Genomic DNA, 22,997 nt, shown 5'->3' on the forward strand with positions numbered 1-22,997 from the left:
CCGAGCCCGGTCACCGAGCCCGGTCACCGAGCCCGGTCACCGAGCCCGGTCACTGAGCCCGGTCACTGAGCCCGCCACCTCGCGTGCAGTCGGCTTGTCCCCGCGTGCAACGACGGTACCGGCCGGGGTGCACGTTCAGCCAAACTGGCGTGGTCACCGAGCATCGGAGCGAGCATGGCCAAGCTGACCCCCGAACAGATCGCGGAACACGCCTACCGCGCGGGCTTCCGCGGACAGGGACTGACCACGGCGGTCGCCGTCGCGCTCGCCGAGTCCGGCGGGAACACCCGCGCGCACAACGCGACCCCGCCGGACAACTCCTACGGTCTCTGGCAGATCAACATGCTGGGCGGAATGGGCCCGGAACGCCGTAAGCAGTACCACCTCGACTCCAACGCGGAACTGTTCGACGCGGATGCCAACGCGAAGGTCGCGAATTCGCTGTCGCAGGACGGGAAGTCGTGGACGCCGTGGTCGACCTACACCAACGGCGCCTACCGCGACCACCTCACCGCCGCCCGCCGGGCAGCCCACACCGTGACGTCGAAGCACCACAAACCCTCGAAACCCGGCGCTACCGGAGACGGGTTCGCCGTCGAGACAGGGGTTCTGGGCGACTACGTGAAGCGCGCCAGGGCCGTCGCGGACAACCTGTCCTCGATCGACACCAAGCATCTGCACGGCGTCCGGAAGATCGCCGACGACAGTTTCGGCAGGATCGGCAAGGAATCCGGGTTCGCCGACGCGCTCGGCGACTTCAGTTCGGCGCTGCACAAGCAGGTCAAGGGCGTCAGCGCGAACGCCGACGCGCTGGCCGTCGCCACCGGGAAGATGTCCCGGACCTACCGCGAGCAGGAAACCGACCACGCCAAGGCCCTCGGCCGCCACTAAGGAGAATCCACTGTGGACACCCACGCCATGGCCCGGCGGTTCGCCGCCGATATGATCGCCCACCGCAACAAGCTCGCGGGCAAGGCCGAGGACGCCGTCCAGGCGCAGTACGCGCTGCACCAGACCGCGCACGGCCTCACCGAGCAGTACCACGAACACAAGAAGGACCGGGACACCGTCCTGAGCCACTGGGAGGGGAAACGCGCCGAGGACTTCGACGAGCGGACCACGAAGTTCGGCAAGCAGCTGCACGTCACCGGTTCGGCGAGTCACGACGCCGAGAAGATCGTCTCCGGGGTGACGGCGTCGCTGTCCGGTGGCCACACCGCCGCGCGACGCCTGATCGACGAGTACGTCGCCAGGGCGTCGAAGACCCTCGACACCGGTTTCGCCATCGGCTCGCAGGCCGCGCTGATGAAGGCCGTCGCCGCCGCGGCCGACCTGGCACCGCAGTACACGCGGCAATCCGCGTCGAACCTGCGCCGGGTCAACACCGAACTCACCGACGCGGCCAAGAAGCTGCGCGCGCTGGAGAAGGAACTCCGCCACGACGGTGTGGAAGACCGCAGCGCGACCACGGCCGGCAGCGGCGGCAAGGCACACAACATCCTCGCGGCCGCCCGCAAGGAGCTCGGCACGCGTGAGAATCCCCCTGGCAGCAATAGGAATCCGTACGGGCCGACGGCGGCGTGGTGCTCGTCGTTCGCGACTTCGATGTGGCGCAAGGCAGGCGTCAAGATCCCCGTGCTGCCGTTCACCGGCGACGTCTACCGCTGGGGCCAGGAACACGGCAAGGCCTACGGCAAGAACTCGCTCGACAACGCGAAACCCGGGGACGTCCTGCTGTTCGGCACCGGCCCGCAGAACACGTCGACGAGCAAGCACATCGGGATCGTGGAGAAGGTCGAAGGCAACAAGGTCACCATGATCGAGGGCAACTCCGGTGACGCCGTGCGGCGCAACACCCATGTCCTCGGCAGCGCCACGTTCTACGGCGGGGTGCACCCGTGACGCGCACCGTGGAGGAGCTGCTCGCCGGCGCCGACACGCTCCCGGATCGCACCCTGAGCGCCCGGCTCGACGCCATCGAACGCAGCGCGTCGGGTGACGGCGTCACGGTCACCGTGAACCTGTACGGCAAGCTCACCGGGCTCCGGTTCGACCCGGTCGCGCTGAAACTCGGCCCCGAGCGGCTCGCGGACCGGATCCAGGAGCTGTCGGGCGAGGCGGGCGCGGGCGCGTTGGCCGAAGGAAGGGCTGTGCTCGGCGAACTCGGCGACGGGATCTTCCCCGAACCCCAGACCTACACGCCCGTCGAGGACGAGTCGCTGATGCCCTCGTCCTGGGCTCAATGAGTCTGGGCTCAGTGAACCCCGGCGACCAGCGACGCGATCCGGTCGGCGAGCCAGCTGCCGTCGGCCGGCGTCACGGTCACCCAGGCTTCCCCGCCGAGGTCTTCCCCGGTGACGGCGTAGCGGCCGGCCTCGGTGTCGAACCAGCTGGTCACCGGCGATCGGCCGCCGGGGCCGTTCACGGCCAGTTGCCCGGCCGCGTACCGCGCCGACGTCACCAGCGTCGCGAGCGGGCGCACGGTCCGCCCGGTGATGCCCGCGGTGCTCAACGCCGTCTCGAATCCGGCGTACCCGCCGCGGGCGTAACCGTCCATGGCCGCGGAGAACGCCACGCGCGGCAGGCGCATCTGCCCACCGGGTCCTGGCGTGGCTTCGCCGAGGATCCTGACGACGGTCGGGACGAGTTCGTTGCCGCGAAAGGGTTCCAGCGCCACTTCGCGGCTGTCGAGCACGGCGAGGACGCCGAGTTTGTCCTTGACCGCGGCGAGCAAGCGCCACGGCTCGTCACCGACCACGAGTGCGTCGACCGAAACCACCGGACTGCTCAAGAGTTCGAAGAGGTCGATCAGCTCCGGGGCGACGTAGTGCTCGTCCGCCAATCCGGCCTCGCCGAGCGCCGCGAAGACCGTCGCGCCGAGTTCGTCGCGCGCGGCCATCGTCGCGCCGTGCGAAGGCACGCTCAGCGGATACGGCATGTCGCCGTTTCCCAGGTCCTCCCAGAGGAGATCGAACTCCAGATGCGACAGCACCACTCCAGCCGCCGTAGCCGATCGTCGCGCCATATCCGGCACGATAGTGCGCCGGCGATCAAGATGAGACCGGAATCGGTGAATTCCGGGAAGAGGGTGGACGTGGACGAGGAAGTCGGCAGCGGTCAGCTGATCGTGCGCGCGTCCGGCGCCGCCGCCGCGCGGGCCGCGATGATGGGCACGGCCCCGGCGCCTGAGCACATCCAGCTGCTCATCCGCTGTCAGGTCCCCCGTGCGGTGGCCGCGGCCGGCGCCAAGCTCACCTTCGCCGATTGCACGCTCCACCTGCTGCCGATCGGGCCGCCGGACGGTGAAGCGCCGGGGAACCGCGGCGTGGTGATGCTGACGGTGTCGACGGCCAAGCTGTCCATCGGGTTCAGCGAGCTGCGGCCGCTGATGTTCCAGCCGGTCGAGACGGACACGGCGTTGCGTTCGCTGTTCGCGAGCGCGGTGGCACACGTGCTCGCCGCGGGTGAGGTGCTGGACGCGCACGGGCTCGCGCATCACCTGCTCGGGCTCGCGGAACTGGTGCTGCGCACGGCATTGCGCGTGGAACTCGACCGGGTGGACGCGCTCGCCGCGCGGCGCCGCGAAGCCGTCGAGTACATGCGCGCCCACCTGGGCGAGCAGTCGCTGAGCGCGGACAAGGTGGCCGACGCGCTGTTCATCTCCCGGCGGCGGCTCTACCAGCTTTTCGATGACGGGCAAGGCATTTCGGAGCGGATCAAGGGGCTGCGGATCGACCGGGCCAAGGCATTGCTGTCCGATCCGGCGAAGGCGTCACGGGGCATCGCCGAAGTCGCGAAGGACTGCGGATTCGCCACGGCCGCCCACTTTTCGCGGACTTTCAGCAAGCTCGTCGGCCAGACTCCGACCGAGTTCAGGGAACGCGCGCTGGCACGCTGAGATCGATCCCCGCGACGAACCGGCCCGCGATACCCGCGACTTCGAGCCAGCCTCTGGCCGTCGGCGAATGCAGGGTGAACACCACGATCCTGGGTCGTTCCGGGTCGACGACCACGGCCTGCAGCTGCGCGCCGGGGGTCTGGACGCGTTCGGCGAGGACGACCGGGTAACCTCGTTCGGTCTCCGCCCGGGTGACCTCCCGAATGCCGGGGCCGCCCGTATCGGCCAGGTGGTAGCCCAGTTCGGCGGCGCTGTCGGGGTCGAGGGGCCGAGCCACCGCGATCAGGCCGGCGACGAGGATCGCGGGATCGGCGTCGGCGTGCTCGACGACGGCGAGCAGCCCGGTTTCGTGCTGGTGGGCGAGTTCGGCGGCTTGCAGCGCGGCGACTTCGAGGCCGGGATCACGGGCGGCGTCCGGGCCGCGCAGGCGTCCGAGCAGGGCGAGCAGTTCGTCGGTGGTGGTCCGGACCGAGGTCAGCGCCACTCTCGTGATGCCCGGGACGTGGTTGAGTCTCACTTCGGCCCGAAAGCGGCCGCGAAGGCGTGCGCTCCCCCGGTCGGCGCGCCGGTGGCCGTGCGCCGCGACACCGTCGACGCGAGTTCGCGGCCCAGCTCGGACTGGGTGTTCAGGGTGGCCACGATCCCGCCGTACAACTCGGCCCGGTCCGGGATCTTCGCGGCGGCTTCGGCACCGTCGGCGTCGAGCGCACGGAGGCGGTCGGCGACGCGACGCGCAACGGCGAGGTGATCGCTTTCCAGGTCCCGGGCCGCTTGCCGGATCCGGTCCAGCTCGCGGGCGAGCTCGTCGTGGCGCCGGACGGCGGCGGCACGTTCGGCTTCCGCGTGGAGCGCGCCCTGGCCGGTGGCGAACTGTGCCGCGGTGGTGGTGCTTTCGACCTCGTCGGCGGCTTCGCGTAGCGCGCGTTTCAAGGCGAGTGCGCGTCGGTCGAGCTGCTCGGCGCGACGCTGGTTCGCCAGGATCGCACCCGCCCAGTCGTCGAGGATTCCGGCTCCGGCCCGGAGGGTCTCCCGGGTCTGGGTCAGCTCTGCTCGTGCGCGTTCGAGCCGTGCGGCCAACGCGTCCGCGGCTTCGCCGGACCAGGCTTCGATCGTTGGCAGGACAGGGATTTCGGCGGACCAGCGCCGGCTGGCGGCGGTCACCGCTTCGGCGTCGCCGGGCGCCGGGTCGAAACCCAGGCCTTGGTAGTCAGCCATGACGGAGATCGTCCACCGTGTTCGCTTCGGCGCCGAGATAGGCCTCGCTCGCGGTGTGGACGTTCGCCCCGGCGGCGGTCAGTTCGGTGTGCACGGCCCGCATTCTGCCCGCGAGCTTGTCCGCGAGCACGTCGACGGCCTCGGTGACGCCGCCCGGGCCGAGGTCACCCGTAGACGCGGCCACCCCTTCGGCGACTTCACCCACTTCGCGGGCGACATCGTCGAGTTGGTCGGCGGCGGTCTTCAGCGCGTGCGGATCGGCGCGGTAACCGGTCATTCGCCGAACACCGGCGGATAGGCGGGCGGGAGGTCGTCCATCAGGTCGTAACCGTCGGCGTAGCGGTCACGGTGCTCGGTGTCCTCTTCGCGGCGTGCTCCGGTGCCCGGCGGGTACATGCCGTAACCGCCTCCCGGGGTGGCTCGAGCTTGTGCTGCCGCGGCTCCCTGGTTCGCCGGGTTGCTCGCGCCGCCGGGCAGCCAGCCGACGCGGCCGCCGTCGTCGAGCACGCCGATGACCCCGCCCGCGCCGAGCGGAAGTCCTGCCCCCGCACCGAAACCAGCGCCTGCTGTTCCGTAGCCTGCCGTCGCTCCTACCCCGAGTGGAGCGACCGAAGCCGCGGTGGTGTCTTCGCCGACGGTGTCCGTTGCGGGCCGCGGAACCGGGTTTGACGCGTGGGGTCCCGGTGCCGGGCTGGCCGGGCTGGGCGTATGGGGTGGTGCTTCTTTCGGTGTGTCGCCAGGTACCGGGCTTGGCCTCGGCGTGCTGTCGGAAGTGACCGGAGGTGCTTCGTCGAACGCGGGCGGGAGCGCGGTGTGGACGCCCTTGCTCGCCGCTTCGTACTGCTCCATGACGTGGACGGCTTCGGCCTTCGCGCGCTCGGCTTCCTGCTTCTTCGGCAGGTGGTCGTCGAGGAGGTCGTCCAGCAGGTACGCGCCGTTGGGCCCGTCGAGCGCCTTGACGTCGTAGCCCTCACGGAACCAGCGCTCGGCGTAGTAGTGCACCGGCTCCGGCATCTTGCGCTGCGCCTCGCCGATCGCCGAGGTGTAGGCGTCGAGGCCGTCGCCGACCTGCCGCGCGTTCTTGCCCGCTGTCGCGGCCCAGCCGATCAACGCGGACACCGAGCCGGCGGCCTTGACCGCGGACGGGCCCTTCCACGACAACAACAAACGCTGCGTGAGCGTGCGGACGTCCGAGGTCGTGGTGTCGATGTCCGCGGCGAGTTTGGCCCAATGGTAGGCCTGCTCGCCGAGCTTCGGCGGCTCGGCCGACTTGATCATGTCCCAAAGCTGGTCATGCCGGTAAGCGTCCCAGTTGATCTTGCCGAACGCTTCGTCGCGGAGGTTGGCGCGGCGCTGTTTGCGGACCCGGCGCTCCTTGCGTCGTTCCCGTGCGGTCGTTTCGTGGTCGTCGGAGCGGAAGCGGTGCTTGCGAGGCTCGGTCACGGCTTGCCCACCCCGTCGAGCGCGGCGGCGGCTTCGTCGTCCTGGCCCCGGTGATCGGCGGCGACCTGCCGGATCGCGATGCGCAGTCTGTCCAGTTCGTCCAGATAGGACACCAACGCGGCCTGTACGCCACCACCGGCTTCGCCGCCGCGGACGCCGAACGCCGCGCGCATCGGCCCGGTCACCGGCCCCTTGCCGTCGCGCAGGGGTCCGCTGAGCTCCTGCGCCTGCTTGAGATGGGCGCTCAGCTCGTCGTACTTGCGGTCGATCGCGCGCTGCGCCTCGGCGAGCTCGTCGAAGTCGAGCTCGATCCCGTCCGTGCCGTCCGCGACCACCCCCGCCGCCCCGGCCCCCGAAGGCGCCGCGACCTGGGACGCACCCGGCACCGGCGCGTGCTCGCCCGCCTGGAGCTCGTCGCGCAGCCGCTTCGCGTCCGCCTTGCTGTGCACGGTGACCATCCGCGCTCCTCCCTAGCTCGCCCGCGCCCCATTATTCGTCACGCACCCCCTCCCCCGGCGCGGAACGACACAACCAGACACACCCCCTGCACCCCCAGACACGCGAGTGCCGCTGAAGACCTTTCCCGTAGCCGTGTTCCCCACTCCCGTAGCCGTGTTTCCCTTCTGTGAGCGCGTGTTCCCCGCCTGGCTGGGTACGGGCCGCCTTCTGACCCATCGACCTAGAGCCCGCCGGCCATCGCCTCCAGGGTCTCGGCGCTGCTGTACTTCGGCACCCAGCCGAGGTCGCGCTTGGCTTTGGTCGTGTCCATCACGACCGAGGTCCGCACTCCGTGGACCCACTCGGCGACGGCTGGGACTCGCGGCAGTTTCGCGAGGACGTCGGAGGCTGCGGTGGCGACGGAGCTGGGGATGCGTACGGCGTGAGCGCCCAGGGCGTGCGCGATGTCGGTGAGGGAGATTTCGCCGTCGCCGGCGAGGTTGTAGGCGCCGGGAGGGGCCGTGGTGGTCGTGGCGATCGCGATGGCGTTGGCGACGTCGTCGTGGTGGACGAGTTGCAGTGGGGTGCCGGGGTCCGGGAGGACGGGGCGGAGACCGGGGACGGCACGGGCGGCCTTGACTACGGCGTCGGGGAGGCGGGCGCCGAGTTGCTTCCACGGCATCGAGTCGGCGAGGGCCGTCGCGTGCGGGCCGGCGACGATGCAGGGGCGGAGGACGTAGACCTCGAGGTCGGAGCCCTCGGTGGCTTCCGCCAGCAGGTCTTCGCATTCGGCCTTCTGCTCGGAGTAGTAGTGCTCGCTCGAGCCGCGTGGCGGGACGTCTTCGGTGATCGGCAGGGGATTGTCGGCGTGGTAGCCATACGCGGCGACGGAGGAGGTATAGACCAGGCGTTTCGGTCGCGCGGCGGCGACGGTGGCTTCGAAGACGTTGCGGGTGCCGGCGAGATTGATGCGGCGGCTCGCGTCGCGCGTGCCCATGATCACGAAGGCCAGGTGGATCACGACGTCGGCCGCCGCGGTCAGTTCTTCCACGGCGTCGCGGTCGAGGATGTCGCCTTGGCGGTACTCGGTTTTGGTCCAGCCGTGTTCGCCGGGGTCGAACGGCCGCCTCGCCATGCCGAGGATGCGGTCGACGGCACCGTCGCGTTCCAGGGCCGACACCGCGGAAATGCCGATTTCGCCGGTAGGACCAGTGACCGCAACGGTGATTCCCATACCGCATCATCGTCCGCGGAAGGCCGCGCGCGCAATGATCACAAAACCAGCGCCGCTCACTTTTCGGTACGGTTGGGTGGGAACTGAGATTCAGCAGCCGGGGGCGGCCGACACTGTGGGGGTGACGGCCGGGGCTGCGTCGACCAGGATTGCCGACCACCACACGGGGGTACCACCGCATGTCCTATTTGGGCTTTCCGCGGCTGCATTTCGCCGGTCGCTATCAGGCCGATCCATCCACGGTCAACAACAGTCCGAACGTCTACGACAACACCACCTTCCATCCGCGATTCCAGAAAAAGCCTTTCGGCGGCTGGAATCCCGACGGCACCGGCGCGTTCCGGTTCCGCGGCGTCCGGGTCCTCGGCCTGCTCAACGCCGACGGCGGCTCAGCACCCACCGACCCGCTCATCGGCGGCCAGCTTCTCGACGGGGACAGGCAGGTCAGCGCCAAGCTGGTGGACCTCGACACCCAGCAGCAACTGGTCTCGGAAATCTGGGGACTGCGGCTCAAACTCACCGATGCGACCGGAAAAGTCGTCTGCCAGGGGAATTTCGATCCCGCTTCCTTCGCCGATCTCTGGTTGCGCAGCAGCACCGCGGGCGACTTGTGCGCCACTTACCAGTCCATCCTTACCGACGTCGAATGGTTCGAATCCGCTTCACCGTTTCTCGCCGAACTGAAAGAAGCGACAGCGGAAGGCCTGCTGTCCATCAAGTTCAACGTCGACGGTTTCGAAGGCGATTCCGCCGCACCCGAATTCACCACCGGCCGGTTAGTCGGTTCCGTGGGCGCTTATTCACCAACAGAGCCGAAAACCTTTGTCGCGGCACGGCGGCTGCGTCAACAACCGGGCTCACCGCTCAACAACGCGCCGTGCCGGTTGGACGACAAGAGCGGCAAGTTGTTCATCGACCTGGGCAACAGCGTCCCGACAGCGGCTGTCGGCGGCGACCTGATCGACGTCGGCGCGCTGTATCTGGCCGTGCTGCCCGCGAACGAAGCCCCGGTCGTCCTCGCGCCGCTGGACGGGATCGACGCGAACTTCTACCCCCGCCGCGCCGGGATCACCTCGACACAGCTCACCAACGACCAACTCGAACTCGTCGCGGCGAATCCGCTCGCGGTGGTGGACTCGGCACAAACGCCGCTGCTGACGGAAAACGCCGAAGCCACTTACCTGCGGGCGGACGAATTCACCTTCCGCCTTCCGCCCGAGCACCCGCACGACACCGCCACCGTGGTCTTCACCGCCACGAAGTTCGGCCGACCCGCGGCAGGTGCGGAAGTCCACGTGACCGACGCGGAGGGCAACGCACCGCTCAAGTTCCCGGCGAGCGTGACCACCGACGACCATGGCCGCGCGGAACTGGGCCTCACCGCGCTCGATCCCGGGAACCCGAGGGGACCGCTGGACGGCCAATACGTCTCGCTGGACTACTCGTGGGCCGAAGAACCGCCCCAGGACTCGCTGTTCCCCAGCCCGTACCGCAGCCTGAACATCCTCGTCCAGGACAGGTACGACGCGCCGGACTCGCCGACGTGGATCGGGGACGTCCAGCCGATCTTCCAGCAGTACGCCAACCTCTACCCGGTGATGCGCGAGGTGTTCGACCTCGCCAACTACCACCACGTCGTGGCCTACCGGGACAGGCTCCGCAAGGCACTGCTGGCCCCGCAGGCCTCACCGGGCCACATGCCGGTCACCCGGGACCTCTCCCCCGCCAAACGGGACACGATCGTCCGCTGGCTCGACATCGAGCCCCGGCCGCCGATGCTGGAGCTCAACACCGTCGAGGAGCTCCGGGCCGCGCTGCAGCAGGCGCTCACCCTGGAACACGCCACGATCCCGGCCTACCTGTGCGCGCTGTTCTCACTGGAACACGACCGGAACACCGAAGTCGGCCACATCATCCGCGGGGTCGTCCAGCAGGAGATGCTGCACATGGCGCTGGTGGGCAACCTGCTCAACGCCATCGGCGGCGCGCCCGTGATCGGCAGGCCGGGCTTCGTGCCGGTCTACCCCGGCCGGCTGCCGGGCGGGGTGCTGCCGGAGCTGATGGTCTCGCTGCGCAAATGCTCCATCGAGCACATCCGGGACGTCTTCATGGAGATCGAGCGCCCCGAACACCCCACGGTCAAAGGGGTTCCGTTCACCGGCCCGGTCATCGCCCCCGAGGCCGTCACCCTCGACAAAGCGGGCAACCTGCTCGACTCCGACGACGAAGCCATCTCGACACTCGCGCAATGGTTCGTCGACGCCGAGTACAACCCGTTCACGATCGGCTGGTTCTACAACCAGATCGCGATGGCGGTCATCCGGCTCGACGACGAACTCCGCGCCGAGGGCGGCACGCTGTTCACCGGCGACCCCGCGCGGCAGGTGAGCTGGCCGGACGCGCCGGGCACGCTCTACCGCATCACCGGCAGGCGGTCGGCGCTGCTCGCGATCTACGAGATCATCGAGCAGGGCGAAGGCACCCCGCACGACACCGAGTCCGCCGGGCAGGTCCGCGACCGCTCCGAGTTCGGGCACTACTACCGGTTCAAGGAGATCGTCGAGGGCAGGCAGCTGGTCCGCGACTCCAGCGGGAAGTGGGTGTACGAAGGCGAACCGATCCCGTTCGACCCGGACGGGGTGCACCCGATGGCGGACGACCCCGACACCTTCGCCCTCCCCAACTCGCCCGCCCGCTCGGCTTCCGAGCTGTGCGACGAGGCGTACGCCGACCTGCTCGGCGCGTTGCACGAGGTTTTCGACGGCCATCCGGACCGCCTCGACAGCGCGGTCGGGCTCATGTTCTCCGTCCAGGTCCAGGCCAGGAAACTGCTCTCGACGACGTCAGGTGCGGTGGGCCCGAGCTTCCAGGTCCGCTAGTAACAACGAAGCGAGCGGTCTCGTCGGTCAGCCACCTGGGCGGCGAGACCCGCTTGTGATGCGCCAGCACGTTGACGGCGGTGTCGTGCCTGAACTAACTTGTGCGCCACGGATATGAAACGTTTCATATCACCGGCCTCCAACGAAGGAGGACATCGTGGCCGCACCGGGGCATTCGCCGATCCCGCTCCTCGAACTCCGTACCGTCAGCAAGGCGTTCGAGGCGGTTCAAGCGCTCCGTGAAGTCTCTTTGACCCTGCACGCTGGTGAAGTGCACGCCCTCGCCGGCGAGAACGGCGCGGGCAAGTCGACGCTCGTCCGCATCATCGGCGGGGAGCACCGGCCGGACGCCGGGCAGGTCCTGCTCGGCGGCGGGCCCGTGGACTTCTCCTCGCCACGCGAAGCCCAGCAGCGCGGTGTCGCGGTCATCCACCAGGAACCGACCCAGTTCCCCGATCTCAGCGTCGCGGAGAACGTCTTCATGGGCCGCCAGCCCCTGCGGTCCGGGCGCCGCGTCGACCGGCGTGAGATGAACAAGCGCGCGGCCGAGCTGTTCGCGCAACTCGGGGTGCCGATCGACCCGCTGCGCCCCACCCGCGGGCTGTCCATCGCCGACCAGCAGATCATCGAGATCGCCAAGGCCCTTTCGGCCGACGCGCGGATCATCGTGATGGACGAGCCCACCGCCGCACTGTCCTCTTTGGAGGCGGACCGGCTGTTCCGGGTCGCCCGCACACTCGCCGAAGGTGGCGCCGCGCTGCTGTTCATCTCCCACCGCCTCGACGAGATGTACACCCTGTGCGACCGCGTCACGGTCCTGCGAGACGGCGCCGTGGTCGCGGCCGGTGAGCCGCTGTCGGAGATGGACCAGGACGCGCTCGTGCGCCGCATGGTCGGCAGGCCGGTCGACCAGCTCTTCCCGCAGCGCGAAGCGAGCACCGGCGACGAGATCCTGGTGGTCGACGGGCTGACCCGCACCGGGGTGTTCAACGACATCTCGTTTTCCGTGCGGCGCGGCGAAATCGTCGGTCTCGCGGGGCTGGTCGGCTCGGGCCGGTCGGAAGTGGCGAGGGCCGTGTTCGGCATCGACCCGCATGACGCCGGAACCGTGCATGTCCAAGGGATCGAGCTCCCCGCGGGCAATCCACGCGCGGCCATCGACAGCGGCGTCGCGCTGGTGCCGGAAGACCGCCGCGAACAGGGCCTCATCCTCGAGCTCTCCATCGAACGCAACGCTTCGCTGGCCCGGCTGAAAGCGGTGTCGGACAAGGGAATCGTCCGGCGCTCGGCCGAACGCGCGCTGGCCAGGGAGTGGGCCGACCGCCTCGGGCTGAAGTCCGGCGAGCTGTCGGACCCGGTCGCGACGCTGTCCGGCGGCAACCAGCAGAAGGTCGTCCTCGGCAAGTGGCTCGCGACCAAGCCGTCCGTGCTGATCGTGGACGAGCCCACCCGCGGGATCGACATCGGCGCCAAGGTCGAGGTCCACACGCTGCTGTCCGATCTCGCCGCCCAGGGCATGGCGATCCTGCTCATCTCGTCGGAACTGCCGGAGGTACTCGGGATGGCCGACCGTGTCCTGGTGATGCACGAGGGCCGGCTCACCGCGAATCTCACGAAGGCCGAAGCGACCGAAGAGTCCGTCATGTACGCAGCCACCGGGAGTGCCGCATGAACCGGCTCCGCGCGCTCTTCTCCGGGCGCGAGATGAGCATCGTGGCCGCGCTGGTCGTCGTGGTCGTGGTGACCACCTCGGTCAACTCGAGTTTCCTTTCCGGGCAAGGGATCCACGACCTGTTCCTCAACGCCTCGATCATCGCGCTGCTCGCCATCGGGCAGACGCTGCTGGTCATCACCCGCAACATCGACCTCTCGGTCGGTTCGGTGATGGGCCTGACCGCGTTCCTCTCCGGGCAGATGTTCATCAACGACCACGGCACGCCGGTGATCCTGGTGCTGCTGGCCGGGATCGCGCTCGGCGCGGTCTGCGGTGCCTTCAACGGCGCGCTCGTCGCGGTCGCGAAGGTCCCGGCGCTGGTGGTCACACTCGGGACGCTGTACGTGTTCCGCGGCCTCGACTACGGCTGGGCGACAGCGACCGGCGTCCAGCAGGTCAACGCCGACCAGATGTCGCCCTCCTTCCTGAGCTTCGGCAGCGGGTCGCTGCTGGGCATCCCGAACCTGACCATTCTCGCGGTGGTCGTGCTCGCCGGGACGGCGTACGCGCTGCACAACTGGCGCTCCGGCCGCGAGCTCTACGCGATCGGCTCGAACCCCCAGGCCGCGCGGCTCGCCGGTATCCCGGCCGGGCGCCGGGTGTTCACCGCGTTCGTCCTGTCGGGTTCGCTGGCCGGGCTCGCCGGAGTCCTGCACGCGTCGTACTTCGGCACCATCAACGCCTCGGTCGGCAACGGGCGGGAACTCGCCGTGGTCGCGGCCGTGGTCGTCGGTGGCGTCGCGATCTTCGGCGGCAGCGGCTCGGTGCTCGGCGCGGCCCTGGGCGCGCTCCTGCTGACCACGATCACCAGCGCGCTCCCGATCCTCGGGGTGCCGGCGTTCTGGCAGCGGGCCGTCGACGGCGCCGCGCTGCTGCTGGCCATCTCGCTGGACCGGGCCGTGATGCTGCGGCTCGCGACGAAACTACGAGAGCAAAGGAGTGCCAGCCGTGCGTGACAAACTGCTGCGCTGGGAAACGGTCCTGCTCCTGCTCTGTGTCGCCGTGCTGGTCTACGGTTCGACGAGCACGACCGGGTTCGCCAGCGGGGACAACATCTCGTTCCTGCTGCTGGACTACACCGAGGTTTCGTTGCTGGCACTGGCTTTGCTGCCGATCGTGCTGACCGGCGAGATCGACCTCTCGGTGGCGTCGGTGCTCGGCTTCTGCTCCGCGCTGACCGGGACCCTGTGGAACGCGGGCATGTCGTTCGAAACGATCGTCCCGCTGGTGCTCGTCGCCGGAGGGGTACTCGGGGCGGTGAACGCCGGGCTGATCGTGAAGTTCGGCCTGCCGTCGCTCGCGGTCACCATCGGCACGCTCGGGCTCTACCGCGGGCTCGCTTATGTAGTACTCGGCGACGGCGCGGTCACCGGGTTCCCGGAGAACTTCCGGCCGCTGGCGACCGACACCATCCCCGGCACGTTCCTCCCGTACGCCACCGTCGTGGTGATCGTCGTCGGCGTGATCGTCGCCGGGGTCGTGCACTACACACCGGTGGGCCGCTCGCTCTACGCGATCGGCCTCGGCGCGGAGACGGCCCGCTTCTCCGGAATCCGCGTGGACCGCGTCAAATGCGCGCTCTACATCGTCTCCGGCGTGATCGCCGCGGTCGCCTCGCTGGTGTACACGTTGCGCTACAACAGCGCGCGGGCCGACAACGCCAACGGCCTGGAGCTCATCGCGGTCGCGGCGGTACTGCTCGGCGGCGTCTCGATCTTCGGCGGCCGCGGCACGGTCGTCGGGGTGCTGACCGCGCTCCTGCTGATGGCGGGGTTGCGCAACGTGCTGTTCCTCGACGACGTCACGAACGAGATCCAGAACGTGATCAGCGGGCTCCTGCTGATCATCTCGGTGCTCGTGCCGGTGGTCGCGAACCTGGTCCGACGGCGAAGGCCCGCGGCCGCTTCACCCGCCCCGCCACCCAGAACGCAGTCCCAGTCCCTGCCCGACCCCGTGGGTGCTGCTGCGGCCCCCGGCCCACCTGAGGAGGACCAAAGATGATCCACTCACGCCCCATCCACCGCGCGGTACTCGCCGCGACCAGTGCCGGGTTGGCGGTCGCCCTGATCGCCGGCTGCGGCGGGACGACGAAGGACTCGGCGCCCGCCGCTCCCGGCAACGCGCCGGCGTCGACCAAAGCCGCCGATCCCAACGCGACGATCAAGGACGGCCTCAAGATCACCTTCCTGCCGAAGGAGATCGACAACCCCTACGAGAACATCGTCGACAAGGGCGGCATCGAAGCCGTCACCGAGCTGAAGGGTGTGGGCAAGGAGGTCGGCCCGTCCGACGCGTCGGCGTCCTCGCAGGTGTCCTACATCAACACGCTCATCCAGCAGCAGCAGGACGCGATCGTGGTGGCCGGCAACGACCCGAACGCGATCGCGCCGGCGCTGAAGGAGGCCCGCGCCAAGGGCATCGCCGTGGTCACCTACGACTCCGACGCCGCGATCGACGCGCGCCAGATCTTCGTCAACCAGGCCAACTCCGAGGACATCGGCCGCTCGCAGGTCAAGCTGATCTCGAGCCAGATCGGTGGCTCCGGCAAGATCGCGATCCTCTCGGCGACGCCGAACGCGACGAACCAGAACACCTGGATCGACTTCATGAAGGACGAGCTCAAGAAGCCCGAGTACGCGGGTATCGAGCTGGTCAAGGTCGCCTACGGTGACGACGACGACCAGAAGTCGTTCCAGGAGACCCAGGCGCTGCTGCAGTCCATCCCGGATCTGAAGGGGATCATCTCCCCCACCACGGTCGGCATCTCGGCCGCGGCGCGCTACCTGTCGTCGTCGCCGTCGAAGGGCAAGGTCGCGCTGACCGGGCTCGGCACGCCGAACCAGATGCGCCAGTTCGTCAAGGACGGCACCGTCAAGGAGTTCGCGCTCTGGGACCCGAGCCAGCTCGGTTACCTCGCGGGTTACGCGGCGGCGGCGCTCGCTTCGGGCCAGATCTCCGGTGCCGAGGGTGAAACCCTGAAGGCGGGCAAGCTCGGGACGCGCACGATCGGCAAGAACGGGGAGATCATCCTCGGCCCGCCGACGAACTTCAACGCCGCCAACATCGACCAGTACAACTTCTGACGCTGGTCTCCTGGGGTCGTGAGTGCGTAACAGTGTTCTAACACTGTTACGCACTCACGAACCCCCACCCACGCACCCCTACACATACGGGAGGAACCCCATGCTCGACCAGGCCGCAGTCAAGACCGCGCTGCGCAACCAGCATGTCGAGACGCCCTCGTGGGCTTTCGGCAATTCGGGCACACGGTTCAAGGTGTTCGCCCAGCAGGGGATCCCCCGCGACGCGCACGAGAAGATCCAGGACGCCGCGACCGTGCACCGGTTCACCGGGGTGGCCCCGACCGTCGCGATCCACATCCCGTGGGACAAGGTCGACGACTATGCCGAGCTGGCCCAGTACGCCCGTGATCTCGGCGTGGGCCTCGGCGCGGTGAACCCCAACGTGTTCCAGGACGACGACTACCGCCTCGGCAGTGTCTGCAACCCCGACCCGGCGGTGCGGCGCAAGGCGATCGACCATCTCCTCGAGTGCATCGACATCATGGACGCGACCGGGTCGAAGGACCTCTCGATCTGGCTGGCCGACGGGTTGAACTACCCGGGGCAGGATTCCATCGCCGCGCGGCAGGACAGGCTCGACGAAGCGCTCAAGATCGTCTACGACCGCCTCGGCGACGATCAGCGCATGCTCCTGGAGTACAAGTTCTTCGAGCCGGCGTTCTACGCCACGGACGTCCCCGACTGGGGAACCAGCTACATGCACTGCGTCGAACTCGGCCCGAAGGCGCAGGTCCTGGTGGACACCGGGCACCACGCCCCTGGCACCAACATCGAGTTCCTGGTCGCGCTGCTGCTGCGCAAATCGCGGCTCGGCGGGTTCCACTTCAACTCCCGGTTCTACGCCGACGACGACCTGATGGTCGGCGCGGCCGATCCGTACCAGCTGTTCCGGATCATGACCGAGATCGTGTCCGGCGGCGGGCTCGCCAAGGAATCCGGGGTCGCGTTCATGCTCGACCAGTGCCACAACATCGAGGCCAAGATCCCGGCGCTCATCCGCTCGGTGATGAACGTGCAGGAAGCCACCGCGAAGGCGCTGATCGTCGACACCGACGCGCTGAAGAAAGCACAGCAGGACGGGGACGTCCTCGGCGCGAACGCCGTCATCTCCGACGCGTTCGCCACCGACATCCGGCCGATGCTCGCGGAGCTGCGCACGGAAATGGGGCTGGACCCCGATCCCATCGCGGCATACCACCGCAGTGGGTACGCGGAGAAGATCGTGGCCGAGCGCGTGGGCGGCAACGCCGCCGGTTGGGGTGCCTGAAATGCCGAAGGCCGTCGAAGAACTGCTCACCCGCTCGAACCGGCTCGGCGCCGACCCGCGGAACACGAACTACGCCGGGGGCAACACCTCGGCCAAGGCGGTTTCGATCGATCCGGCCACCGGCAAGGACGTCGAACTCATGTGGGTCAAGGGGTCCGGTGGCGACCTCGGCACACTCACCGAAGGCGGACTCGCCGTGCTGCGGCTGGACCGGCTGCGGGCGCTCGTCGACGTCTATCCCGGTGAGGACCGGGAAGACACCATGGTCGCCGCGTTCGACTACTGCCTGCACGGCCGGGGTGGCGCGGCGCCGAGCATCGACACCGCGATGCACGGGCTCGTCGACTCCGAGCACGTCGACCACCTGCACCCGGACTCCGGGATCGCGCTGGCCACCGCCGCCGACGGCGAAGAGCTGACCCGCGAGGTCTACGGCGACCGGGTTGTCTGGGTGCCGTGGCGCCGGCCGGGTTTCCAGCTGGGACTGGACATCGCCGCGATCAAGGCGGCGAACCCGCAGGCGATCGGCTGTGTGCTCGGCGGGCACGGCATCACCGCCTGGGGCGCCACCAGCGAGGCGTGTGAGGCGAACTCGCTCGACATCATCCGCACCGCCGAGCGCTACCTCGCCGAGCACGGCAAACCGGACCCGTTCGGCCCGGTGCTCGACGGCTACGGCCCACTGTCCGAAGTGGACCGCAAGGCCCGCGCGGCGGCACTGTTCCCGGTGCTGCGCGGGCTGGCGTCGACGGATTCCCCGCAGCTGGGTCATTTCACCGACAGCGAGCCCGTGCTCGGCTTCCTGTCACGCGCCGAGCACCCGCGGCTCGCCGCGCTCGGGACGTCGTGCCCGGACCACTTCCTGCGGACCAAGGTCGCGCCGCTGGTCGTCGACCTGCCCGCCACGGCCCCGATCGGCGAGGTCATCGAGCGGGTCAAGGAACTCCACGCCACCTACCGCGAGGACTACGCCGCGTACTACGCGCGCTACGCCGACGCGGACAGCCCGGCGATGCGGGGCGCCGACCCGGCGATCGTGCTGGTGCCGGGCGTCGGCATGTTCAGCTTCGGCCGCAACAAGCAGACCGCGCGCGTGGCGGGCGAGTTCTACGTCAACGCCATCAACGTCATGCGCGGCGCGGAATCGGTCTCGTCCTACTCCCCCATCCCCGAGTCGGAGAAGTTCCGGATCGAGTACTGGGCGCTGGAAGAGGCGAAGCTGCGGCGGATGCCGAAGCCCAAGCCGCTCGCCACACGCATCGCGCTGGTGACCGGTGGCGGTTCGGGCATCGGGCGGGCGATCGCCCTGCGGCTCGCCGCCGAGGGTGCCTGTGTCGCCGTCGCCGACAGGGACGCCGCGGCAGCCGCAGTGGTAGCCGAGCAGGCCGGTTCCGACGCGATCGCGATCACCGCGGACGTCACCGACGAAGCCGGGATCGCCGCGGCCGTCGCCGACACCTGCCTCGCGTTCGGCGGGGTCGACCTGGTCGTGAACAACGCGGGCCTGTCGATTTCCAAGCCACTGCTGGAAACCACGGGAGCGGACTGGGACCTGCAGCACGACGTCATGGCCAAGGGTTCGTTCCTGGTGGCGCGCGAGTCGGCGCGGGCGATGATCGCGCAGGGCATGGGCGGCGACATCGTCTACATCGTCAGCAAGAACGCGGTGTTCGCCGGGCCCAACAACGTCGCTTACGGTGCCACCAAAGCGGATCAGGCCCATCAGGTGCGGTTGTTGGCCGCGGAGCTCGGCGGGTATGGCATCCGCGTCAACGGGGTCAATCCGGACGGTGTCGTGCAGGGTTCGGGCATCTTCGCCTCCGGGTGGGGAGCCAAGCGGGCGGCGGTGTACGGCGTTCCCGAGGAGAAGCTCGGGGAGTTCTACGCGCAGCGCACGCTGTTGAAGCGCGAGGTGTTGCCCGAGCACGTGGCGGCGGCGGTGTATGTGCTGACCGCCGGGGAACTGTCCCACACCACCGGGTTGCACGTGCCGGTCGACGCCGGTGTCGCGGCGGCCTTCCTGCGATGACAGGGCGATGACGGGAGTGAGCATGACGGGCAAGCGACGGCCGAAGATCGGGCTCGTGGCCGGTGGGCTCGGCGCCTACTGGCCGCAGTTCCCCGACCTGCTGCCCACGCTGGAGGCCTCGGCGGCCTACGTGAGCGAGCGGATCCAGCGCTACGACGCCGAAGTCGTCGACGCCGGGTTCATCTCCGACGCCCAGCAGGGCGCTGTGGCCGCGGAGAAGCTGCGTGCGGCGGGGTGCGACCTGATCATCGGGTTCCTCACCACGTACATGACCGCGACCATGCTCATGCCGGTCGCGCAGAAGACCGGTGCGCCGGTGCTGCTGATCAACCTGCAGCCGACGGAGTCGATGGATCACTCCACTGTGGACACCGGGCAGTGGCTCGCGTACTGCGGCGCCTGCCCGCTGCCGGAGATGGCGAACACGTTCCGCCGCGCCGGGGTGGAGTTCCGCAGTGTGTCGGGCTATCTGCGCGAGGAACGGGCCTGGACGAAGATCGGCCAGTGGGTCTCGGCGGCCGGGGTCCGCAAGGTGCTGCGCAACGGGCGGCACGGCCTGATGGGGCATCTGTACCCCGGGATGTACGACGTCTCCACCGACCTGACCATGGTGAACTCGCAGTTCGGCGGGCATGTCGAGATCCTTGAGTTCGACGACCTGCGGGTGCGTGTCGACGCGGTGACCGACGAGCAGGCCGCGGCCAAGGTCGCCGAAGCCGAGTCGGTGTTCGAAGTGGACGCTTCGGTGGCCGCCGGTGACCTCGAATGGGGCGCGCGCGTCGCCGTCGGGCTCGAACAGCTGGTGACCGACTTCGATCTGGACAGCATCGCCTACTACCACCGCGGGCTGGCCGGGGAGATCCACGAACGGCTCGGCGCCGGGATGATCCTGGGCGCGAGCCTGCTCACCGCGCGGGGGCTCCCGGCCGTCGGCGAGTACGAGCTGCGGACGAGCGTGGCGATGCTGGTCATGGACGTGCTCGGCGCGGGCGGCTCGTTCACCGAGTTCCAGGCGCTCGACTTCGAACGCGGGCACGTCGAGATGGGCCACGACGGGCCGGCGCATCTCGCGATCAGCTCGGGGAAACCGCTGCTGCGCGGGCTCGGCGTCTATCACGGCAAGCGCGGCTACGGCGTCTCCGTGGAGTTCGACGTGGCGCACGGGCCGGTGACGCTGCTGGGTGTCGGGCAGAGCCAGGACGGGCGGTACGAGCTGGTGGCCGCGGAAGGCGAGGTCGTCGACGGGCCGCTGATGCGGATCGGCAACACGACCAGCCGCGTCGACTTCGGGCGCAACCCCGGCGAGTGGGTCGACGCCTGGTCGGCCAGCGGGGTGGCGCATCACTGGGCGCTCGGCACCGGGCACCGGCTCGGCGACCTGCGCGCGGTGTCGAGCCTGCTCGGCGTGCCGCTCGTGGAGGTCTAGATGGCGATGTTCGTCGCGGTGGACCTCGGTGCGACCAGCGGGCGGGTGATGCTGGGCCGGGTGTCCGGCGGGCACGTCGAGCTGTCCGAGGCACACCGGTTCCCGACCGGTCCGCAGGCGCGGCCCGGCGGCGGGCTGCGCTGGGACATCGAACGCATCCACGACGAGGTCGTCGAGGGACTGCGGAAGACGGAGTCCGCGGAACCGGTGTCGATCGGCTTGGACGCGTGGGCGGTGGACTACGGCCTGGTCGACGCCGGCGGGCGGCTGCTCGGGGACGTCCGGAGCTACCGTGACCCCCGCACCGACGGCATGGCCGACCGGCTGCGCGAGTACGTCGACGACTCGGCGCTGTACGCGGCCAACGGGTTGCAGTACCTGCCGTTCAACACCGTCTACCAGCTACTGGCCGAACCCGAGCTGGGTGACCGGACGATGTTGCTGGTGCCCGATCTGCTCGCGTTCCGGCTGACCGGCGTACGCGGCGCGGAGGTGACCAACGCGTCCACCACCGGGCTGCTCGACGCGACCACCCGCGAATGGGCGTGGGATCTGGTGTCACGGACGCCGATCCCGCCGGGTTTGCTGCCGCCACTGCGGAAACCGGGGGCCACGATCGGTGTGCTGGAGGGCGGCACACCGATCGTGGCGGTGGCTTCGCACGACACGGCGTCGGCGGTCGCCGCCGTGCCCGCGGCGAGCGACCACTTCGCCTACATCTCCTGCGGGACATGGTCTTTGGTCGGGCTGGAGCTCCCGGCGCCGGTGCTGACGGAGGCCGCGCGGGCGGCGAACTTCACCAACGAGGCCGGGATCGACGACACGGTCCGGTTCCTGCGGAACACCATGGGACTGTGGCTGCTCAGCGAGTCGCTGCGGATCTGGGGGAACCCGTCACTCGACGGGCTGCTGACCGCGGCGGCCGGCGCACCCGCGTTCCGCTCGGTGATCAACCCGGACGACCCGGTTTTCCTTGCGCCGGGCGACATTCCGGCACGAATCGCGCAAGCGTGCCGGGACACCGGGCAGCCGGCCCCGGACGGGCCCGCGGCGATGGTCCGGACGATCCTGGAGTCGCTCGCGCTGGCACACGCCAGTTCCGTTCAAGCCGCGACCCGGCTTTCCGGCCAGCCGGTCGACGTCGTGCACCTGGTGGGCGGCGGCTCGCGGAACCGGCAGCTGTGCCAATTCACCGCGGACGCCTGCGGGACGGCGCTGCTGGCCGGTCCGGTGGAGGCCAGCGCGCTCGGGAACATCCTGGTCCAGGCCCGTGCCGCCGGGCTCGTCACGCGCCTGCGGGACGTCTCGACGGCCGATCCCCTGGTCGCCTACGAACCCCACGGCTCCCCCGAGCCCTGGCGTGCCGCCGCCGCCCGCGTCGGCATCGAGCTCTGACCGGGGGAAAGTGTCGACATATTCTCCGGGGTGGGATAGATGGCGGAGCGCGCCGGCTACCCGCGAGGCACCTCGGACTGCTCCGGGACTGTCGGCTTCTAGCCTCTTTTCGCCTTCAGTTTGACTTCGTGACATGGCCCTTTCTGATCTGTTCGGTCAGAGTCTCGACTTTGCGGCGTTCGTATTCGACCCAGTACAAGATTTCGTGGTGATGTGCCCGGTCGATGTCCGCCAGGCTCTCGTACAGGCGTTTGTTGTCCTGATGGAACTTGCGCTGCACTACAAACGTCGATTCCAGCGGTGGGCGACGCCTCAGTACGTCACTGTGTGCCTGCCCCAAAGTCTGCGGGATCGCCACGCCGGTCATTGGGGTGCCGACTCTTGGTCGGGGAGATCCGACACCACCACGAAGTGCCGGTAGTAGTCGGACTCCGCTTGCGGGTCGAGGATGTCCGCCATGTTGTCCAGCGAATCACGTAGCTCACGCAGAAACCCCAGGAACTGCGGGCACTCCGACCGGTTGTGCGGAGGACCGATCTCCACCCGATCAGGATCGAGATAGATCACCACCGTCGGATGATGCTGGATACGGCCGAGGAACTGCACGGCCGCGACCGCGCTCCTACCCGGCACACACGTTGCGTTGAACGGCATTTCCTGTTCCTTTGCTAGTCCGGGGTCCGGGTAACGCTACGGCCACCATCGGTGTCACCTCCAGAAGTTTGCTAGAGTTTGCTTGGATTGGTCGTCATAGCTGGCGAATTATTGACTTATCTTTGCTGGTAGAGGCAGTATCGAGGTGATCGAGCAAACCTGCGCACGTCGATAGCAATGGAGTCAGCATGCGGCTAACATTCCTCGGCAAGGCAACGCAAGGCGGAGGATCGCCGACGTTGTTCGCCACCGATCAGGGCACCTACGTCGTGCAAGGCTGGAAAGTGCCTGGGCACTCGAGCAGCGTGGAAATCCCGCATCG

At 69.0% G+C, this 22,997-nt stretch carries 22 protein-coding genes; 13 read left to right on the plus strand and 9 right to left on the minus strand.

Annotation, left to right across the window (positions count from 1 at the left end; translation table 11 throughout):
- Positions 1–174: 174 nt before the first annotated feature.
- The 3 genes from VGP60_RS12060 to VGP60_RS12070 are packed head-to-tail and all read left to right on the plus strand — an operon-like array spanning position 175 to position 2,246.
- Positions 175–891 carry a transglycosylase SLT domain-containing protein gene (locus tag VGP60_RS12060; protein WP_327548035.1) on the plus strand — a complete coding sequence of 239 codons (717 nt, stop codon included), beginning with the start codon at positions 175–177 and terminating at the stop codon, positions 889–891.
- A gap of 12 nt (positions 892–903) precedes the next feature.
- Entirely contained in the window at positions 904–1,902 is a 999-nt protein-coding gene (locus VGP60_RS12065) for a CHAP domain-containing protein (RefSeq protein WP_327548036.1), read from the plus strand.
- The gene (locus tag VGP60_RS12070; protein WP_327548037.1) at positions 1,899–2,246 is read left to right on the plus strand and encodes a YbaB/EbfC family nucleoid-associated protein; all 348 of its coding nucleotides are present in this window, start codon (positions 1,899–1,901) and stop codon (positions 2,244–2,246) included. Before VGP60_RS12065 ends, VGP60_RS12070 begins: the two co-directional genes overlap by 4 nt.
- An 8-nt stretch (positions 2,247–2,254) precedes the next feature.
- On the opposite strand, the gene VGP60_RS12075 is transcribed toward VGP60_RS12070, so the two are convergent.
- Positions 2,255–3,025 (minus strand): ESX secretion-associated protein EspG, encoded by a 771-nt coding sequence (locus VGP60_RS12075; protein WP_327548038.1) that lies wholly within the window; start codon positions 3,023–3,025, stop codon positions 2,255–2,257.
- A 69-nt stretch (positions 3,026–3,094) separates the two neighbouring features.
- Here VGP60_RS12075 and VGP60_RS12080 point away from each other — a divergent pair, with 69 nt between their 5' ends.
- Positions 3,095–3,898: an AraC family transcriptional regulator gene (locus VGP60_RS12080; RefSeq protein WP_327548039.1), complete on the plus strand. Its 804-nt coding sequence runs from the start codon at positions 3,095–3,097 to the stop codon at positions 3,896–3,898.
- Here VGP60_RS12080 and VGP60_RS12085 read toward each other — a convergent pair.
- The 6 genes from VGP60_RS12085 to VGP60_RS12110 form a co-directional block, all read right to left on the minus strand.
- Positions 3,873–4,415: a hypothetical protein gene (locus tag VGP60_RS12085; protein WP_327548040.1), complete on the minus strand. Its 543-nt coding sequence runs from the start codon at positions 4,413–4,415 to the stop codon at positions 3,873–3,875. The genes VGP60_RS12080 and VGP60_RS12085 overlap by 26 nt on opposite strands.
- The gene (locus VGP60_RS12090) at positions 4,412–5,113 is read right to left on the minus strand and encodes a hypothetical protein (protein ID WP_327548041.1); all 702 of its coding nucleotides are present in this window, start codon (positions 5,111–5,113) and stop codon (positions 4,412–4,414) included. Before VGP60_RS12090 ends, VGP60_RS12085 begins: the two co-directional genes overlap by 4 nt.
- A complete protein-coding gene (locus VGP60_RS12095) occupies positions 5,106–5,390 on the minus strand; it encodes a hypothetical protein (protein WP_327548042.1) in 285 nt (94 codons plus the stop codon). The genes VGP60_RS12090 and VGP60_RS12095 overlap by 8 nt, the downstream gene beginning before the upstream one ends.
- Entirely contained in the window at positions 5,387–6,556 is a 1,170-nt protein-coding gene (locus VGP60_RS12100; RefSeq protein ID WP_327548043.1) for a PPE domain-containing protein, read from the minus strand. Before VGP60_RS12100 ends, VGP60_RS12095 begins: the two co-directional genes overlap by 4 nt.
- Positions 6,553–7,014, minus strand: a complete 462-nt coding sequence (locus tag VGP60_RS12105) for a hypothetical protein (protein WP_327548044.1) — start codon at positions 7,012–7,014, stop codon at positions 6,553–6,555. The genes VGP60_RS12100 and VGP60_RS12105 overlap by 4 nt, the downstream gene beginning before the upstream one ends.
- A 221-nt stretch (positions 7,015–7,235) precedes the next feature.
- Positions 7,236–8,228: an NAD-dependent epimerase/dehydratase family protein gene (locus VGP60_RS12110; protein WP_327548045.1), complete on the minus strand. Its 993-nt coding sequence runs from the start codon at positions 8,226–8,228 to the stop codon at positions 7,236–7,238.
- A 179-nt stretch (positions 8,229–8,407) separates the two neighbouring features.
- Here VGP60_RS12110 and VGP60_RS12115 point away from each other — a divergent pair, with 179 nt between their 5' ends.
- The 9 genes from VGP60_RS12115 to VGP60_RS12155 all read left to right on the plus strand — a co-directional run bounded on the left by VGP60_RS12115 (position 8,408) and on the right by VGP60_RS12155 (position 22,021).
- A complete protein-coding gene (locus VGP60_RS12115; RefSeq protein WP_327548046.1) occupies positions 8,408–11,107 on the plus strand; it encodes a ferritin-like domain-containing protein in 2,700 nt (899 codons plus the stop codon).
- 157 nt (positions 11,108–11,264) lie between these two features.
- Entirely contained in the window at positions 11,265–12,779 is a 1,515-nt protein-coding gene (locus VGP60_RS12120) for a sugar ABC transporter ATP-binding protein (RefSeq protein WP_327548047.1), read from the plus strand.
- Complete coding sequence (locus tag VGP60_RS12125; RefSeq protein ID WP_327548048.1) at positions 12,776–13,777, plus strand: ABC transporter permease; 1,002 nt, start codon at positions 12,776–12,778, stop codon at positions 13,775–13,777. The genes VGP60_RS12120 and VGP60_RS12125 overlap by 4 nt, the downstream gene beginning before the upstream one ends.
- On the plus strand, positions 13,770–14,822 hold the full coding sequence (locus VGP60_RS12130; RefSeq protein WP_327548049.1) for an ABC transporter permease: 1,053 nt from the start codon (positions 13,770–13,772) through the stop codon (positions 14,820–14,822). The genes VGP60_RS12125 and VGP60_RS12130 overlap by 8 nt, the downstream gene beginning before the upstream one ends.
- A complete protein-coding gene (gene rhaS / locus VGP60_RS12135) occupies positions 14,819–15,904 on the plus strand; it encodes a rhamnose ABC transporter substrate-binding protein (RefSeq protein ID WP_327548050.1) in 1,086 nt (361 codons plus the stop codon). The genes VGP60_RS12130 and rhaS overlap by 4 nt, the downstream gene beginning before the upstream one ends.
- 100 nt (positions 15,905–16,004) lie before the next feature.
- Positions 16,005–17,171 carry an L-rhamnose isomerase gene (gene rhaI, locus VGP60_RS12140; RefSeq protein WP_327548051.1) on the plus strand — a complete coding sequence of 389 codons (1,167 nt, stop codon included), beginning with the start codon at positions 16,005–16,007 and terminating at the stop codon, positions 17,169–17,171.
- A gap of 1 nt (position 17,172) precedes the next feature.
- Complete coding sequence (locus tag VGP60_RS12145) at positions 17,173–19,200, plus strand: bifunctional aldolase/short-chain dehydrogenase (protein ID WP_327548052.1); 2,028 nt, start codon at positions 17,173–17,175, stop codon at positions 19,198–19,200.
- Positions 19,201–19,222: 22 nt separating this feature from the next.
- Positions 19,223–20,626, plus strand: a complete 1,404-nt coding sequence (locus tag VGP60_RS12150) for an arabinose isomerase (RefSeq protein ID WP_414640327.1) — start codon at positions 19,223–19,225, stop codon at positions 20,624–20,626.
- Complete coding sequence (locus VGP60_RS12155) at positions 20,627–22,021, plus strand: rhamnulokinase family protein (protein WP_327548054.1); 1,395 nt, start codon at positions 20,627–20,629, stop codon at positions 22,019–22,021.
- Between the two features lie 115 nt (positions 22,022–22,136).
- Here the strand turns inward: VGP60_RS12155 and VGP60_RS12160 are convergent, their stop codons facing one another.
- Together VGP60_RS12160 and VGP60_RS12165 are read right to left on the minus strand one after the other, a co-directional pair.
- Positions 22,137–22,388 carry an AMED_5909 family protein gene (locus VGP60_RS12160; RefSeq protein ID WP_327548055.1) on the minus strand — a complete coding sequence of 84 codons (252 nt, stop codon included), beginning with the start codon at positions 22,386–22,388 and terminating at the stop codon, positions 22,137–22,139.
- Complete coding sequence (locus tag VGP60_RS12165) at positions 22,385–22,675, minus strand: hypothetical protein (RefSeq protein WP_327548056.1); 291 nt, start codon at positions 22,673–22,675, stop codon at positions 22,385–22,387. The genes VGP60_RS12160 and VGP60_RS12165 overlap by 4 nt, the downstream gene beginning before the upstream one ends.
- Positions 22,676–22,997: the final 322 nt, after the last annotated feature.

Origin of the sequence: Amycolatopsis sp., assembly GCF_036008905.1 — a bacterium.
In the GTDB taxonomy this organism is placed as follows: domain Bacteria; phylum Actinomycetota; class Actinomycetes; order Mycobacteriales; family Pseudonocardiaceae; genus Amycolatopsis.